The sequence below is a fragment of the Pseudomonas sp. Pseu.R1 genome, assembly GCF_045764065.1.
In the GTDB taxonomy this organism is placed as follows: Bacteria; Pseudomonadota; Gammaproteobacteria; order Pseudomonadales; family Pseudomonadaceae; genus Aquipseudomonas.
Window position 1 is genome coordinate 1311158 of the sequence record NZ_JBJGEE020000001.1, and the last position, 15654, is coordinate 1326811.

At 59.7% G+C, this 15654-nt stretch carries 13 protein-coding genes; 3 read left to right on the top strand and 10 right to left on the bottom strand.

The annotated features are described in order from the left end of the window. Positions 1 to 28: 28 nt before the first annotated feature. Together ACI5GA_RS06235 and ACI5GA_RS06240 are read left to right on the top strand one after the other, a co-directional pair. A complete protein-coding gene (locus ACI5GA_RS06235; protein WP_404631119.1) occupies positions 29 to 415 on the top strand; it encodes a DUF2946 domain-containing protein in 387 nt (128 codons plus the stop codon). A gap of 205 nt (positions 416 to 620) precedes the next feature. Beyond that, positions 621 to 2756: a TonB-dependent receptor gene (locus tag ACI5GA_RS06240; protein ID WP_421422218.1), complete on the top strand. Its 2136-nt coding sequence runs from the start codon at positions 621 to 623 to the stop codon at positions 2754 to 2756. Positions 2757 to 2783: 27 nt separating this feature from the next. Here the strand turns inward: ACI5GA_RS06240 and ACI5GA_RS06245 are convergent, their stop codons facing one another. Next, complete coding sequence (locus ACI5GA_RS06245; protein WP_404631123.1) at positions 2784 to 3251, bottom strand: hypothetical protein; 468 nt, start codon at positions 3249 to 3251, stop codon at positions 2784 to 2786. Between the two features lie 337 nt (positions 3252 to 3588). On the opposite strand from ACI5GA_RS06245, the gene ACI5GA_RS06250 reads away from it, so the two are divergent. After that, a complete protein-coding gene (locus tag ACI5GA_RS06250) occupies positions 3589 to 3831 on the top strand; it encodes a DUF2789 domain-containing protein (RefSeq protein WP_404631125.1) in 243 nt (80 codons plus the stop codon). 41 nt (positions 3832 to 3872) lie between these two features. On the opposite strand, the gene ACI5GA_RS06255 is transcribed toward ACI5GA_RS06250, so the two are convergent. The 9 genes from ACI5GA_RS06255 to iolD form a co-directional block, all read right to left on the bottom strand. Beyond that, entirely contained in the window at positions 3873 to 5339 is a 1467-nt protein-coding gene (locus tag ACI5GA_RS06255; protein WP_421422220.1) for a T6SS phospholipase effector Tle1-like catalytic domain-containing protein, read from the bottom strand. A 320-nt stretch (positions 5340 to 5659) separates the two neighbouring features. Continuing rightward, on the bottom strand, positions 5660 to 7297 hold the full coding sequence (locus ACI5GA_RS06260) for a methyl-accepting chemotaxis protein (RefSeq protein WP_421422222.1): 1638 nt from the start codon (positions 7295 to 7297) through the stop codon (positions 5660 to 5662). A gap of 196 nt (positions 7298 to 7493) precedes the next feature. Beyond that, positions 7494 to 7898, bottom strand: a complete 405-nt coding sequence (locus tag ACI5GA_RS06265) for a TraR/DksA family transcriptional regulator (RefSeq protein WP_404631131.1) — start codon at positions 7896 to 7898, stop codon at positions 7494 to 7496. 369 nt (positions 7899 to 8267) lie between these two features. Continuing rightward, positions 8268 to 9293 (bottom strand): ABC transporter permease, encoded by a 1026-nt coding sequence (locus tag ACI5GA_RS06270; RefSeq protein WP_421425445.1) that lies wholly within the window; start codon positions 9291 to 9293, stop codon positions 8268 to 8270. 73 nt (positions 9294 to 9366) lie between these two features. Then, the gene (locus ACI5GA_RS06275) at positions 9367 to 10935 is read right to left on the bottom strand and encodes a sugar ABC transporter ATP-binding protein (protein WP_404631133.1); all 1569 of its coding nucleotides are present in this window, start codon (positions 10933 to 10935) and stop codon (positions 9367 to 9369) included. Between the two features lie 72 nt (positions 10936 to 11007). Continuing rightward, positions 11008 to 11937, bottom strand: coding sequence for a sugar ABC transporter substrate-binding protein (locus ACI5GA_RS06280; protein WP_404631135.1), 930 nt, complete (start codon positions 11935 to 11937; stop codon positions 11008 to 11010). A 58-nt stretch (positions 11938 to 11995) separates the two neighbouring features. Continuing rightward, complete coding sequence (locus tag ACI5GA_RS06285; protein WP_404631137.1) at positions 11996 to 12217, bottom strand: hypothetical protein; 222 nt, start codon at positions 12215 to 12217, stop codon at positions 11996 to 11998. Positions 12218 to 12480: 263 nt separating this feature from the next. Further along, entirely contained in the window at positions 12481 to 13500 is a 1020-nt protein-coding gene (locus tag ACI5GA_RS06290) for a Gfo/Idh/MocA family protein (protein WP_421422225.1), read from the bottom strand. A 167-nt stretch (positions 13501 to 13667) separates the two neighbouring features. After that, positions 13668 to 15599, bottom strand: a complete 1932-nt coding sequence (gene iolD / locus ACI5GA_RS06295; RefSeq protein WP_421422227.1) for a 3D-(3,5/4)-trihydroxycyclohexane-1,2-dione acylhydrolase (decyclizing) — start codon at positions 15597 to 15599, stop codon at positions 13668 to 13670. Positions 15600 to 15654: the final 55 nt, after the last annotated feature.

The window sequence follows — 15654 nt, forward strand, 5'->3', positions numbered from 1 at the left end:
CGCATCACTTCTGATACATTCCCGCGCCATGAAACTGAACCGCTCGGACCGACACCTGATCGCCTGGATGCTCTATTGCTGCGTCCTGTTCAACGTGTTCGCCTGCAGCATCGGCCATGGCCAAATGGTCGGGATGCAGCTCAACGGCATTGGCGGCGAGTTCTGCTCCACCGATGGCCGGGCGCTGACGGTCGAAGCGTTCAAACCGGGCGATCAGAAGTTGCCCACCCTGTCCGCAGCCTTCGGTTGCCCGTTGTGCTCCACCGGCGGCATGGGCCCGGCGCTGAGCTCCAGCCTGACGCTGGCGATCCTGCCGGAAACCCACAGTCCGCCGCCTGCGGTCGTGACGGCCACTCAAATCCCTTCCGCTGTCCATTGGCCCACGGCCAACCCGCGCGCACCGCCCTTCGCCTGATCTGATTCAGCTACGACATGCCCTTCTCTGCGGCCGTCTGATCGCGGCCTACAGATGGTTCGTGGGTGTCTGTTCTGCCCTCATGGTGAGCAAGCTCACTCCCACGGGTATGCGCAATCCCTGTGGGAGTGAGCTTGCTCACCATGCGGTAGATCAGCCATCCGCAAAGCCGGGGCCGTATTCGCCTTCCTTTCAGGTCTTCACCATGAAACGCATCCCCCTGCTCGCCGGTCTGATCGGCAGCCTGTCCCCGCTCGTCTACGCGCAATCAGCCATCGATCTGGCGCCGGTCACCATCAACGACGAACAAAGCGCCGAACCCACCGGCCTGGACCTTGAACAACACGCTGCCAGCGCTACCCACTTGGGGCTGAGCCTGCGTGAAACCCCGGCCTCCATCGCCGTCGCCCACCGCGCGGACATCGAGCGCCACGGCGCACAGAACTTTCAGGACGCCGCCAACGCGCTGCCCGGCGTCAACGCCAGCGCACCGCCCGGTTTCGGCGGATTCATTTCCTACCGTGGCTTCACCAGCAGCCAGGTGACGCAGATGTTCAACGGCATCAACGTCGCCACCGGCCTCGCCCGTCCGGTCAACAGTTGGATCTACGACCGCGTCGAATTGCTCGGTGGCCCGTCATCGGTGATGAACGGCGCAGGCTCGGTGGGCGGCTCGTTGAACTACGTCACCAAGCTGGCGACCCGCGAAGAACAATCGGCTGAGGGCCGGGTCAGCTACGGCAGTTTCGACACCACGCAAACCGCCTTTGGCGTGAACCACGCCCTGAGCGATCCGACCTCGGACATTCAGCATTACGCCCGGCTGGACGTCAGCCACACGACCAGTAACGGCTACATCGACCGTCAGGAAAACGATGCATGGAACGTCGCCTTTTCCCTGCTCAGCGACATCACGCCGAATCTGTCCCACACCCTTGCGCTGGAATATCAGGACGAACACGAAAACAGTCCGTACTGGGGCACGCCAGTGCTCAACCCCAAAGCGGGCGAATTGAAGATCGATAAACACAATCGCTTTCGCAACTACAACGTCGAGGATGGCCTGTACGAACAGCGCACAAAGTGGATTCGCTCGATCATCGACTACCGCCTCAACGACACCACGACCTTACGCAACACGCTGTATCACCTGGACAGCCAGCGTGACTACCGCAACCTGGAGACTTACCAGTACAACGCCGACAACAGCGCGATCAACCGCTCGACGGCCTATCTGGTGCGTCACGAAGGCACGCAAGGCGGCGACCAGTTCGAGTTGCGGCATGAAGGCTACCTGCTGGGCATGGCCACGACCTGGGCCACAGGCTTCGAATACAAGGTCAACAGCACGACGAACAACCCGTGGAACGTTGCGGCCAATAACAGCGTGGACCCGGACCATTTCGACCCCGGCCATTTCTACGACCTGCCCGGCACTCGACAGGGTTTCGTCAAGGACAAAACCAATGAAGTGACGACCAAAGCCGTATTCGTGGAAAACCGCCTGGCCCTGAACGAACAATGGTCGCTGGTAACCGGCCTGCGCTACGACGACATCGACCTGGACGTGACCAACCATCGTGTGGTGACGGCCAGTAATCCGCGCCACTTGCGTCGTGACTGGCAGCCGGTCACGGGCCGTGCCGGACTGACCTGGCAATTCATCCCCAATGCCAACGTCTACGTGCAATACAGCACGGCCGCCGAGCAGCCCAGCGGGACGCAGAACTTCGATGTCTCGACAGGCAAGCAGTGGGAAATCGGCAGCAAGTTCGATTACCTGCAAGGCCGGGGTTCGGGAACCCTTGCGGCCTATACCCTCGAACGCAAAGACTTTGCCGTGACCGACCCGCTGGACCCGACCAACACCGTTCCGGTGGGCCAACAGTCATCGCGGGGTATCGAACTGGCGAGCGCCTTGCGCGTCACGCCTGCGTTGCTGCTGGAAGGCAACGTCGCCTGGGTCGACGCGCAGTATGACGACTTCAACGAAAAGAACGCCGCCGGGGTCGTGGTCTCGCGCAAGGGCAATACCCCCACCAACGTGCCGGACCGGGTCGCCAATCTGTGGCTGACGTATGACTTCACACCACGCTGGCAAGGCGGCGTGGACGCGCGCTACGTGGCCTCGGTTTACGCCGACAATGCCAATACGCAAACCGTTCCGTCCTACACGCTGTACGGGAGCTTTCTGACGTTCAAGGTCGATGCCCACACATCGGTGACCGGACGGATAAGGAACCTGACTGACGAGGTCTATGCCCGTTTCGCCCACGTATCACCGGCGTACTACCTGGGCGAGCCCCGGACGTTCGAGCTGGCGGTACAGACGCGATTCTGAACCTGATGACGTTTCAGGGCTGGCGAATCACTCGCTGGCCTTGAACACCAGTTCGCCCTTGCGCCATTTCGCAGCCTTCGCAGTGGCGGCTTTGAGGACTTTGCTCAGACCCTGTTGAATCTGCTCATGAGCGGCGAACACCATGAACACCGTATTGGATTCCTTGAACACGATGCCATGACCTTCCGGGACATCGACAAAGGCATATTCGCCCAGGCCGTAGATGGTCATCCTGATTTCACGAAAGCGAATCTCGAACTTGCCGCCTTCACGGCTCGGCAACACGGCAGCGCGAAAATGATCGCCGACCTTGAGCTCCAGACGCGGCTTGTCATCGACCACCATCGCAGCTTCGGTGTCGATTTCAGACATGTAAATGCCTTCAGGGGATTGCTCGATGATGTAAACGAAACGTGCCTGGAACTGCTTCACCAGCTTCGCGCGCAAGTCTCCAAGCACGAATAACGCATGGGTATCCAGATTACTGACGGCCAATGTACAAACTCCCAACCTGATATGAACTCGCCCGGCAACCGGCCAGGCAAGGATAAAGACAAGAAAACGGTGCGCCCCGGAAGCCGGGCGCGGGCATGAACATGGATTCTACCGGCTGAGAGTCTATACGGGATATATGCCTTTCGTCCGCAATCCCGCGTTATTTGTACACGACATGGCTGCAAAATCTGTGTGCAATCGTTCCTGCACCCGAAACACGTACGCTGAATCGTTCAGGCAAATGTCGCGAACTCTCGCACGATAAAACGACTCACATGCAACACAGCATTGACAACTCACCCCATCAGACGGGGTCACAGACCCACCGGGAGATGACATGGAAACCACCGCACCCACACTCGCTACACTGTTCGAGCAATTGGGGCTGGCGTCAGACGAAGCCAGTATCGATGCGTTCATCAGCCAGCACAGGCTGCCCGCCGATGTAAAACTGATCGATGCCGAGTTCTGGACGCCTCAGCAGGCACGCTTTCTTAAAGAAGAACTGCAAGTCGATGCTGAATGGGCACCTGTGGTGGACGACCTTAACGAGCGCTTGCATCCCGCCAGCCAACGATGAGAGCCGTCTGACAAGGCGACCTTCCCCCGGGTCGCCTGTCGTCAGAGTGGGTAGCCCGGCTGACTCACATGCGCAAAGCGCTGGCGACCGCCAACGGCCGGAGCATGGATAAACGGGCTGTCCACCAGGGCCCCACTCCGCCCGATGAATGCGTTCCAGTGCGCTGAACAATGGATGTAACGCCGATACAGCATCTGCATTTCATCGGCAGTCAACGACACATCCAGACCGCGCGCGTACGCCAGCAATTTTTCAGCAATGCTTTTCAACTCCAACGGTACGTTCAGATCGGCCACGTCGGGAATCGGTCGAAATGGCACCCCTTCATCACACGCCAAAGCATGCATGACCCGTAAATAGACCCGTGACAAATGCCCGAACACACGGCGCTCCAGCTTCACACTTGCCACGACAGTCTTCATCCCGCGCCCACGTTGGGCCATTCGTTCAAAACACTCGATACCGATGGAGGCGTTTTCGTCCTGCGGGTCGATCCAGCGCTGCGCGTCCAGCGAATCGAGTTCGGCATGCGTCTGAAGCCAGGCGTCCGTGGCGTCATAGGGCGTATTGGCGCTGACCAGGCTGCGCCGGGGGCGGGTCAACGAGACGGATTCCACGCTCTGCGGGTGATAGCCTCCACCGATGTCCGAGTGACTGCCGGGCAGGACAACCTCCCGAGGCCAGTCAGGTGCGACGCGGTTCAAGGCAAAGTTGCGTCGATGCTCATCCCCCGCCACCAGATGCAGCACCTGTTGCGCACACCCGGGAGGCAGGAACAGGTTAACCCGCGCATTCATCTCGTCCCGCACATTGCCCAGATCGGACCATCCACCGACCGCCGCGACGGTGTCGAACAGCCCGATCACCTTCAAACGTACACAGTGGGAAGCCCAGGAAAACCCCGCAGCTAACAGTGACCGACGTTTTCTTAGCAACGGGTCCAACGCACCTCCCGTTTGTTTGAGTACTTCATTGGCCATATGACGCGCCGCCGCGGCCCCCCGACTGAACCCGAACAGATCAAACTCCAGAGCGCCTATCACGCAACCCGGATTGCAATCTTCAAATGCCTTGAGCACGTCATCGATCTTCTTGATGCACCGGGACACCTTGGCGACGACGCCAGTATTTCCACGCCCGAACCCCTGCCCTGAAACACGGGAATCTCGCCCCCCTGACTTAGTGCCGATGCCACTGACATAAACGGCTCGATACACCTTGAGGCCCTGTCCGTCGTTTCGGGCGACAGGCTGATCGCGATAGAGGTCTGCGAGTCTGGCGATGTTGGTCAAGTCGTTGCTGTAGCTGCTGCCAGGATCAGTGTGTCGGCCGCCGCATTCTTTGATATGCGCGCCATTGTAAACTTCAGCCATGGCCTGACAGTCAGCACCGATCTGACTGTTAATGCGGTTATTACCCGTGCCGTCGAAAAACACACCGATTCGAACGGTCACATCCAGCGCCCCGATGACGCCGCTAGAGCCTGTTACCGAATGCAATGTCGTCATAAATAAATTCACCTGCGAGTTTCATTTGAAGCCCAGATAATTAATATCTGGTCATATAACTCACAGAATGCGTGCACATACGACTTCGTCAATACAGGCTTCACACTTTCAGAAAAGACCTACTCAAATATCAGACCGGCCAGCATCCTCAACAAAAATCTCCTACAACAAACCATCAAATCGCTGCAGATGTCTGGCACACATAAACTAAAAAGATGCGTTAAAACAATAATTAAATATTGTTTCTCCTCAATTATTCGTAACCCGACATAACGAAAGAGCAGGGGCGTACCCTGCTCCTGGTCACATTCCGAAACTATTCAAGCGGACCGCGGGCGCGTACTGTCGGGCTTGTAGCCCAGCCGCAAGCCACCCCAATGCCTGCCCTTGACCAGAATTGGCACGGATAAATCGTGCATCAACTCACCCGTGTCCCGCGTGTAGGTTTGCAACAGCACCGGTTGCTGATGGCTGCCACAACGAATGCCCGTACGGTCGTCAAACTTGCGCTTGGTACGGTTATGCACGGTGTCGATTGCAACGTCGCCCGTCAGCGGCTGGCTGAAGGCCTGATTGTGCGTGGGTACATAGCCCTGCTGCGTACAGGCAATGGCGAATACCAGACCTTCGTGGCGTTTGAGCAACGGCTCTTGAATGGCCGGAAGCACCTGATCGGTGTACCGATCGAAGCGGGTCTGATATTTGGCCGGAGACGTGTTGGGGATCGTTTGATAGTGACGGTCGAACAGGTCGTCAAGGCTGACGCGCCGCTGATCGATGTCATGCTCGAATTGCCGCGCGATCTGAGCAGCCCCCTCGCGCGCCAGATCGTAGACGCGCTGGTGGTAGTCATCCAGCCCCACTTGCGCCAGACGCTCACTGATGGTTTCCGCCTGCCCTTCCATCTGCACCGCCGATTGCGCCAGGTGGCGGGTCTGGTCATCGCTGATGGCCAGGTCGCTGCGCATCTGCTCGACAGCGACGAACAGGCTGCTCAATTGCGTCTGGTTGGTCTCGGCCCCCGTGGCGATTTCACCCACCTGCCCTTCGACACCTGCCGCCAGTTGCGCAATGTTCGCCAGTTGCCGCCCGGTCATCTCGACCTGCTCGACACCGCCGTTCAGATCCCCGGAAAGCTGGCGAATCTGCTCGACCACTTGCGCGGTGCGCTGCTGGATGTCCGCGACCATTTCGCCCACTTCTCCGGTAGCGGTTGCCGTACGCCCTGCCAAACCACGCACTTCGTCGGCGACCACGGCAAATCCCCGGCCATGCTCGCCCGCCCGAGCCGCTTCGATGGCGGCGTTGAGCGCCAACAGATTGGTCTGGCTGGCAATCGACTGAATGACCGCCGTGACTCGCTGAATATCTTCACTGCGCTGGCTCAGGGCCTCGATCAGTTGTCGGCTGCTGTCGGCGCGCTCGCTGAGCTGATGCATCAGGGCGATGGACTCGTTCAACACCACCAGACCCGAGTCGCTGCTCTGTCGCACTCCGCTGGCGGCGCCAAGCGCTTGCTGACTGAGAGAGGATGTGGCCCGTTCGGTGGTGATCATCACGTCGGCACTGCTGACGATCTGCTCGGCGGCGTTCACCTGGGATTGCAAGCGGCTCGCCAACTGCTTGACCGAAAAAGCCACGGCAGCCGCCGACAATGCGTTATGGCTGGTGCTGCGCGACAGGTCACGGGTCAGCCGCTCAAGGGCGTCGTCCTGTTTCTCGACAGGGGTGGGGATCGAACGGGAAACCAGCACGCGAGGCAGCCACAGGCTCAACAGTGCCAGAGGCAGGCACCCGTAGACCGGAACCTCGCCCCACGCCATGGCCGCAAACAGCAGACATAGCGCAAGACTCTGCAACGCGGGTGTCCACCAGCCCGAAGAAGCACGCGACGACGCGGCGCTCACCGGTTCTGCGTACGAAGGGAGCGCCCCTGTGTGACTGCCATTGATCGCCATATCCTTGACCCACCCTGCTTATCATTATTTTGAAAGCATTAAACGTCAGATAGCGGCCATGCGCCATGAGCCCTTGGTGGTAGTCGGTCGGATTTCAGCGCATCCGTCAGTCTCGCAAGCGCATGGCAAATCACAGGCGACAAAAAGCCCGACTGTCTCGTTCAAGACAGCCGGGCTGGTGCATCGGGTGTACGAATCAGGCTTGACGCTGGTGGCGATCAATCTGTTCGTGACGTTCCTGGGCTTCGATGCAGTATTTGGTGGTCGGGCTGATCAGCAGGCGCTTCAGTCCGATAGGCTCACCGCTGTCGTCGCACCAGCCGAACGTGTCGTCCGCAATACGGGCCAGGGCCATTTCCAGTTGAGGCAAAAGGCGCTGATCGCGTTCGATCGCATTGACCAACCAGTGACGCTCTTCTTCCACAGAGGCGGCGTCGGCCGGATCAGCCGGGCTGTCCAGGCTTTCGATAGCGATACGGCTCTGCTCGATGCGCTCGTGGGTTTCCACCTTCATGGACTGCAGCAGGGCCTGAAAGAAGGCGTGCTGCTCGGCGTTCATGTAGTCATCGGCCGGCATCGCCAGCAACTTTTCCTTGGTCATTGATTTCTCTATAAAAAAACGTGCATTAAGGCGAATCAAGGGAGCGCCTTGGCCCGATTGTAAAAGCGAGATCGCCAGCGCCATCGTCTCCAGGCGCCACTTGGCACTCAATTTACGAGGGGCGGCAGTCTAAGGCCGGGTGTCGTACTCGGCAACATAATTGAACAAGATTCGCTCAACAAGCCCCCAAATCCCCGGTGGCGTTGAGCCAAACCGGTGTTTCAACCTGTGTCTTAGCGCCGACGCATTCCCCTGTAGCAGTCACTTAAATTTGTGGTGACGTCTGACCGTCCCTATTCCCATCGGTTCAACCGGACCAAAAAACGAAAAGGGCCTGAAATCAGGCCCTTTTCGCATACGACACAGAGGCTAGCGTTTGAGCTTGCGCTTGTTGCGGTACTGGTCGATCACCACCGCAACGACAATGATCAGGCCCTTGATGATGTCCTGCACGTAGGCGTCGACGCCAACGAAGGTAAAGCCGCTGGCCATCACACCGAGGATGAGCGCACCGATCACCGTGCCGGTAATACGGCCCACCCCACCGGCCAGACTGGTGCCGCCGATCACTGCCGCCGCGATGGCGTCCAGTTCATACGATACCCCCATCCCCGCCTGCCCCGTGGCAGCCCGGGCCGAAGCGACCACCCCCGCCAGACCGGCCAGAAGCCCGGCGATACTGTACACGATCACCAAATGACGCTTGACGTTGATCCCGGAGGTGCGTGCCGCCTGCATGTTGCCGCCGATGGCGTAGGTGTATTTGCCGTACTTGGTGTAACGCAAGGCGATGTGGAAGATCACCGCGACCACCAGAAAGATGACGACCGGCATCGCGCCCTGCCCGATGGCCGTGTACGAATCATTGAGCATACTCACCGGCTGGCCGCCCGTGTAGTAACGCGCCAGGCCACGGGCCGACACCATCATGCCCAGCGTCGCGATGAAGGGAGGAATCCCGGTGATGGCGATGATGCTGCCGTTGATCGCCCCTGCGAGCAACCCGACGCCCAACCCCGCGATGACCGGTATCCACACCGGCAAATCGGTCAGCGAGGGGAACACCGCTCGGGTGTAATCCGACGACTGCGCGAGGCTGGCAGCAATCATGGCGGTCAGCGCCAGCACAGAACCCGAAGACAGGTCGATCCCCGTGGTGATGATCACTTGCGTCACACCGATGGCGATCAGACCGATGATCGACACCTGCAAAATCATCAGCACCAGACGCTGGGAGTTCAGCAGAAAGCTCTGGTCACGCACGACCCAGCCAAAAATCTCGAAGATCAGGCCGATACCGATCAGCACCAGAAAGATGCTCAGTTCCGTCGGCATCCGCCGTTTGTGCCGGGTCGGTGCCGCAGCGGGTTTGTTGTTGTCCAGAATCGCGTTCATCTTCATACGTGCCTCTTATTCTTGTTCCGACCCTGCTTCCTGTCGGAAGGCCAGGCCGTTGGCAAGCGGATCATCAGTGAATCGAATTGCCCGACGCCAGGTGCATGACGCGTTCCTGCGTCGCGTCGGCCCGGTCGAGGGTGCCCATCATTTCGCCTTCGTGCATGACCATGACCCGGTCGCTCATGCCCAATACTTCTGGCAGCTCCGACGAAATCATAATCACCGCCATGCCTTCGCTGGCCAGCAGGGAAATCAAGCGGTAAATCTCCGCCTTGGCGCCGACGTCAATACCCCGGGTCGGCTCGTCGAGAATCAGGATGCGCGGGTTGGTCATCAGCCAGCGGGCAATCAGGGCTTTCTGCTGGTTACCGCCTGAGAGCGTGTCGATGCATTGCTCCAGCGACGGCGTCTTGACCCGCAGTTTCTTGCACATGTCCTCGCACAACGCGCGCAACGCTTTCTGATGCACGAAGCCTTTGCCGACGTAATGTGGCAGCACGGCCATTTCCATGTTTTCCAACACCGACAGACACGGAAACAGGCCCGTCAGCTTGCGGTCCTCGGTCAGCAGCGCGAAGCCTTTTTCGATGGCGAAGTGCGGATCGACCACGTTGATCGGTGCGCCGTCCAGACGAATCTCGCCCCGAGTGCACGGCGTAATCCCGAAAATGGTTTCGGCCACGTTGGTGCGGCCCGAACCCATCAGCCCGGCGATGCCCAACACCTCCCCAGCGTGCAGATCGAACGACACGTCCTTGAAAACCCCGTCCAGCGTCAGGTCGCGTACCGACAGCAACAGATCGCCAATCGGCGAGGTGCGCTCCGGAAACAACTGGGTCAGCTCACGCCCCACCATCATCGAGATCAGGCTGTCGCCGTCCATGCTGTCGGCGCGTTGAAGGCCGATGTAGGACCCGTCGCGAAACACCGCCACTTCGTCGGCGATGGCGAACACTTCGTTCATTTTATGCGTGATGTAGATGATGCCCTTACCCTGCGCACGCAGGTCGGCGATGATCGAAAACAGGTGGGCCACTTCTTTCTCGGTAATGGCCGAGGTCGGCTCGTCCATGATCAGCACATCGGAGTCGTAGGACACCGCTTTGGCGATCTCGACCATCTGCCGTTCGGCAATGCTCAGATTGCCCACGTGCTCTTCGGGATCGAGGTCGATGCGCAGACGGTCCAGCAATTCCTGGGTGCAGCGATGCATGGCGCGGTGATCGACCATGTGCAGCCCGTTGAGCTGCTCGCGGCCGATCCAGATGTTCTCGGCGATGCTCATGTGCGGCATCAGGTTGAGTTCCTGGTGAATCATCGCGATGCCCGATTGCAGCGCCGACAGCGGGGTGTCGAACACCACCGGTTTGCCGCGCAGGCGAATCTCGCCGGTGTCAGGCTGGTAAATGCCCGCGATGATCTTCATCAAGGTGGACTTGCCCGCCCCGTTCTCGCCCATCAGCGCCAGCACGCTGCCAGGCCGTACGCGCAGTTCTACATTGTCCAGCGCGACCACGCCCGGAAAGCCTTTGCTGATGTTGGTAATTTCCAGCAGGTAGGGATTCTCGGCAGCGGTCGCAGCGCGATCAGGCGGGGTGTCAGATACGGTGGCGGTTGTCGCAGTAGCGGAAGCGAACATGGTCACAGGCTCCTCAAGTGACGCGGCGGCAGAGACGTGCTCTGCAACCGGTCAGTTGTCGTGATGTGAACGTTATTTGAAGGTGCTGACGTTGTCCGGCGTGATCAGCTTGAAAGGAATCACGATGGCCTGCTGAGGCAGCGCTTCCTTCTTGGCCATCTTCACAGCCGCATCGATGGAGCCTTCGCCCTGCCCTTTGGCGTCCTGGAATACTGAAACGGTCAGATCGCCCTTCTTCACTGCCGCCAGGCCATCCGGCGTGCCGTCGACACCCGCTACCAGCACGTCGCCCGACTTTTTGCCTGCCTGTTTCAACGCCATGGACGCGCCAATGGCCATTTCGTCGTTGTTGGACAGCACCGCGCTGAAGTCACGCCCCTGGGTCAGCCAGTTGTTGGTGATGTCCATGCCTTTCTGCCGACCCCAGGCGCCTTCCTGTTCTTCGGCGATTTTGATATCGGGGTATTTTTTCAGCACCTCTTTGACACCTTCGGTGCGGTCACGGGTGGAGTTGTTCGACAGCTCGCCCAGCAGAATCACCACACTGCCCTTGCCACCGAGTTTGTCGGCGATGTACTGCGCCTGAAGGCGTCCTGCTTCCTTGTCGTCGGAGGTCACCGAGGCAACGCCTGCGGGCAGTTTCGGATCATCCGGACGGCGGTTGACGTAGACCAGCGGAATGCCTGCAGCGGTGGCGGCTTTGGTGATGCGGGCCGTGGCAGCGGTGTCCACAGGGTTGACGATCAGGGCGTCGACTTTCTTGCCGATCAGCTCTTGAATCTGGTCGAGCTGTTTGTTGACGTCGTTGCGAGCATCGACGTACTGCAAGTCGACATCCCCCATGTCCTTGGCCTTCTTGCTCATGTCTTCGCGCATGTAGGTCAGGTAGGTGTCGTCGAATTGCGACATGGCCACACCGATTTTCAGGTCAGCGGCCAGTGTGGCGCCGCTGCCGAGCATCAGGGCCAGTGCCAGAGAGGTAAAACGGGCTTTGGTGTTCATGAACGGTCTTTCTCCAAATTCTTGTTGTTGTAGTGAATTGGCTAACGACTGCAAGTGTTCAAAGGCTGGTGTGTTGACTGGAAAACTGTGGGCTGGGGAAATGGGCCACCGACGCGCCCGCTGAACCGCAGACCATCACGCCACGGCTCTCGACGCACAGCACGCGGGCAGCGATTTCCAGGAAGCGATCAGGGGTCAGACGCGACAAGGCGCGGGTGGGAGCAAGCAGAGAACGTGATGCGGAACGGCAAACCTTGGCGGCTTTGTTGAAAATGTTCATCGACGGTACCTGTCTTTTTGGCTTTCTTGTTTTTTGTTTCGTTCGCCAGACTCGGTGTCGGAAAGGTCCGACAGCAGGTCTGGACGTCGAGCATCGGCAACCTGAAAACGACTCTATTGGAAAATAATTTCTACTTCAACCAATTTTAGAATTTATTTCTATTTTGATTGTTTCTCCGCGCATTGCCACTTATAAACAGACGGATCACAGTCCTGTGGGAGCGAATTCATTCGCTCCCACAATTTAAATCGCTGGTGTGCCTGCTAGATCTCGATCACCCGGCCCTCTAACGCGCTGGTTCGTGCCGCATCCAGCACTCTGGCCGAGGCCACCGCATCCCGCGCATCCACGGGATTTGGCCCCTGATTCATCACCGCGGCCTGCCACTGGCGATAGAACTGCGGCCAACAGCCACGCTCGGACGGCACACGCTCGCGATGCTCACCCTGTTCGAACCAGCCCCAACGCCGATGCTCCTCAACGCCCCAGCGCTCGCCTTCTGATTTGGGCGAGAGTCCGGCCAGCGCCTGGGCTTCCTGACCATCGAGGCCTTCAACGGTATAGCAGCCCTTTGCACCATTGACCCGAAACCGTGGTCCTTGAGCGTTTTGCAGGCAATTGCCCCACAGGTGCGAGGTGACACCGCTGGCATGAATCAGCGACACAAAAAAGCCGTGATCGACCTTCTGTTCAGGCGTGGCAAATTCCAGTTCGGCGTACACCCGCTTCACCGGGCCGAACAGCAACAGCGCCTGATCCACCAGGTGGCTGCCCAGATCGCGAAGAATCCCGCCGCCGCTTTCCTTGCCCACCGACGAGGGCGAATAGCGCTCGACCCGGGACTCGAACCGCGTGATGTCGCCCAGCACACCCTGCTCGATCAGTTTGCGCACGGTGAGGAAATCCGAGTCCCAGCGGCGGTTCTGGTACACGCCCAGCAGCACGCCTCTGCTTTCGGCGGCGTCCACCAGCGCTTGGGCGTCCTGGGCGCTGGGGGCGAAAGGTTTGTCGCTGACCACGGGGACGCCCAGTTCGATGGCTTCAAGGATCAGCGAGCGGCGGGAGGCCAGCGGCGTGGAGATCACCACCGCGTCGACGCCTGCGGCCACCATATCAGCCAGGGTGTCGAAGGCCGGGACTTTGGGGTAGTCCTGATGCAGTTGCTGGCGACGTTCGGTGGAGGCTGTCACCACCCCGGCAAACGTCGCGCCCGCAAGGCTGGCCAGCAACGGCGCATGAAAGAAGCGCCCGCCTTTGCCGTAGCCGATGAGTCCGATTTTCATAAACAGTCCTTTACCCATACGCGACTCGTTGTGGGAGCCGGCTTGCTGGCGAATGCGGTGTGCCATTCAACATCGAAATATCTGAACAATCGCCTTCGCCAGCAAGCCGGCTCCCACCACGAATCGCGTTTACCAATGCCGTTCGGTTTCATGCAGAAATGCGCAAGTCAGTACTTTCGGGCCCTGCCCAACATCGCCACCTGCCGCTGATACGCCTCAGCCGTCTTCTCGCTGGTCGACACCTCGGCCACACCCACACGCCACCACGACAGGTAGCCGTGAATCATGGTTTTGGGCAGCACCTTGATGTCGATCAGCGTCGACACGGTTTGCTTGCGCGCATCGGCCAGCGCCGCTTCCAGCTCTTCGACGGTTTTCACCTTGTAGGTCTTGCAGCCATAGGCTGCCGCGCTCATGGCGAAATCCACCGGCACAAACTCGCCGTCCAGCAAGCCGGTTTCGGGATTGCGATAGCGAAACTCGGTGCCAAAGCTGCCCATGCCGTTGCCCATCTGCAGGTTGTTGATGCAACCAAACGCCATGTTGTCCAGCAGCACCACATTGATCTTGCGTCGCTCCTGAATCGAAGTGGCCAGCTCCGAGTGCAGCATCATGTAGGAGCCGTCGCCGACCAGCGCGTAGACCTCACGCTCAGGCGCGGCCATCTTCGCGCCCAGGGCAGCGTTCACTTCGTAACCCATGCACGAATAACCGTACTCGACGTGGTAGCTGTCCACACTGGTGCTGCGCCAGGCACGCTGCAAATCGCCGGGCAGGCTGCCCGCGGCGGCGACGATCACCGCGTCTTGCGGCAATTGCTGATTGAGCAAACCCAGCACGCGACTTTGGGTCAGGCACGAACCGGTCATCTCGATGAAGTCACGCAGCACTTGTGGATCCAGATGACCGGGGACTTCAGGCTCGAAATCCTGAGTCTGATACTCGACGGCATACAGACGATCCACCTCGGCATCCAGCGCCGCACGAGCCTGGCGAGGCGCATCGCCCCATTGCGCGCGATAGTCACCCAACCCGTCCGCCAATTCCTGCAACGCCAACTGCGCATCGGCCAGCACTTGCACGCCATCGAGTTTCTGCACGTCGAACGCGCCGACGTTGAGGTTGAGGAATTGCACGTCCGGGTTCTGGAACAGTGATTTGGAACCGGTGGTGAAGTCGCTGTAGCGAGTGCCGACGCCGATGATCAAGTCGGCCTCGCGCGCCAACGTATTGGCCGCCAGCGAGCCGGTTTCGCCGACCCCGCCCATGTTCAGCGGGTGGGCCGAGACAATGGCGCTCTTGCCCGCCTGGGTTTCGCTGAACGGGATGCCGAAGCGCTCTGCGAAGGCTTGCAGTTGCGCCGCCGCGCCGGAATAACGTACGCCGCCGCCACAGATCAGCAACGGTTTGCGTTTACCTGTGAGCAGGGTCAGCGCGTCGTTCAACATCGCTTTGGTCGGCGGGCGACGGTCGATGCGGTGCACGCGCTTTTGCAGGAACGAATCGGGGTAGTCGTAAGCCTCGCCTTGCACGTCTTGCGGCAAGGCCAGGGTGACCGCGCCGGTTTCGGCCGGGTCGGTGAGCACGCGCATGGCGTTCAGCGCGGCGCTCATCAATTGCTCGGGGCGGTTGACCCGGTCCCAGTATTTGCTCACCGCCTTGAAGGCATCGTTGGTGCTGATGCTCAGGTCGTGGGATTGTTCGATCTGTTGCAGCACCGGGTCCGGCTGGCGGGTCGCGTAGACATCACCCGGCAGCAGCAACAACGGGATGCGGTTGGCGGACGCCGTGGCTGCGGCAGTGATCATGTTCGCCGCGCCCGGTCCCACCGATGAGGTGCAGGCGTAAATCTTGCGCCGCAGGTGCTGCTTGGCGAAGCCCATGGCGGCGTGGCACATGCCCTGCTCGTTGCGGCCCTGATGCACGATCAGCTCGCCGCTATCCTGTTCCAGCGCCTGGCCCAGCCCCAAAACGTTGCCGTGGCCAAAAATGGTGAACACTCCGGCGACGAATTTGCTCTGCACGCCGTCGACTTCGACGTACTGGTTATCGAGAAACTTCACCAAAGCCTGGGCCATGGTCAATCGTGTCGTGGTCATGCTTGCACCTTGTTGTTATTGGAGGTGTCCTGAATCGGTGAGGCTCATTGTGGGA

Bases quoted from the DNA above. Each gene is read 5' to 3' on its own strand.
- ACI5GA_RS06235 (WP_404631119.1), top strand. From the start codon at position 29: ATGAAACTGAACCGCTCGGACCGACACCTGATCGCCTGGATGCTCTAT.
- ACI5GA_RS06240 (WP_421422218.1), top strand. From the start codon at position 621: ATGAAACGCATCCCCCTGCTCGCCGGTCTGATCGGCAGCCTGTCCCCG.
- ACI5GA_RS06250 (WP_404631125.1), top strand. From the start codon at position 3,589: ATGGAAACCACCGCACCCACACTCGCTACACTGTTCGAGCAATTGGGG.
- ACI5GA_RS06255 (WP_421422220.1), bottom strand. From the start codon at position 5,339: ATGACGACATTGCATTCGGTAACAGGCTCTAGCGGCGTCATCGGGGCG.
- ACI5GA_RS06260 (WP_421422222.1), bottom strand. From the start codon at position 7,297: ATGGCGATCAATGGCAGTCACACAGGGGCGCTCCCTTCGTACGCAGAA.
- ACI5GA_RS06265 (WP_404631131.1), bottom strand. From the start codon at position 7,898: ATGACCAAGGAAAAGTTGCTGGCGATGCCGGCCGATGACTACATGAAC.
- ACI5GA_RS06270 (WP_421425445.1), bottom strand. From the start codon at position 9,293: ATGAACGCGATTCTGGACAACAACAAACCCGCTGCGGCACCGACCCGG.
- ACI5GA_RS06275 (WP_404631133.1), bottom strand. From the start codon at position 10,935: ATGTTCGCTTCCGCTACTGCGACAACCGCCACCGTATCTGACACCCCG.
- ACI5GA_RS06280 (WP_404631135.1), bottom strand. From the start codon at position 11,937: ATGAACACCAAAGCCCGTTTTACCTCTCTGGCACTGGCCCTGATGCTC.
- ACI5GA_RS06285 (WP_404631137.1), bottom strand. From the start codon at position 12,217: ATGAACATTTTCAACAAAGCCGCCAAGGTTTGCCGTTCCGCATCACGT.
- ACI5GA_RS06290 (WP_421422225.1), bottom strand. From the start codon at position 13,500: ATGAAAATCGGACTCATCGGCTACGGCAAAGGCGGGCGCTTCTTTCAT.
- iolD (WP_421422227.1), bottom strand. From the start codon at position 15,599: ATGACCACGACACGATTGACCATGGCCCAGGCTTTGGTGAAGTTTCTC.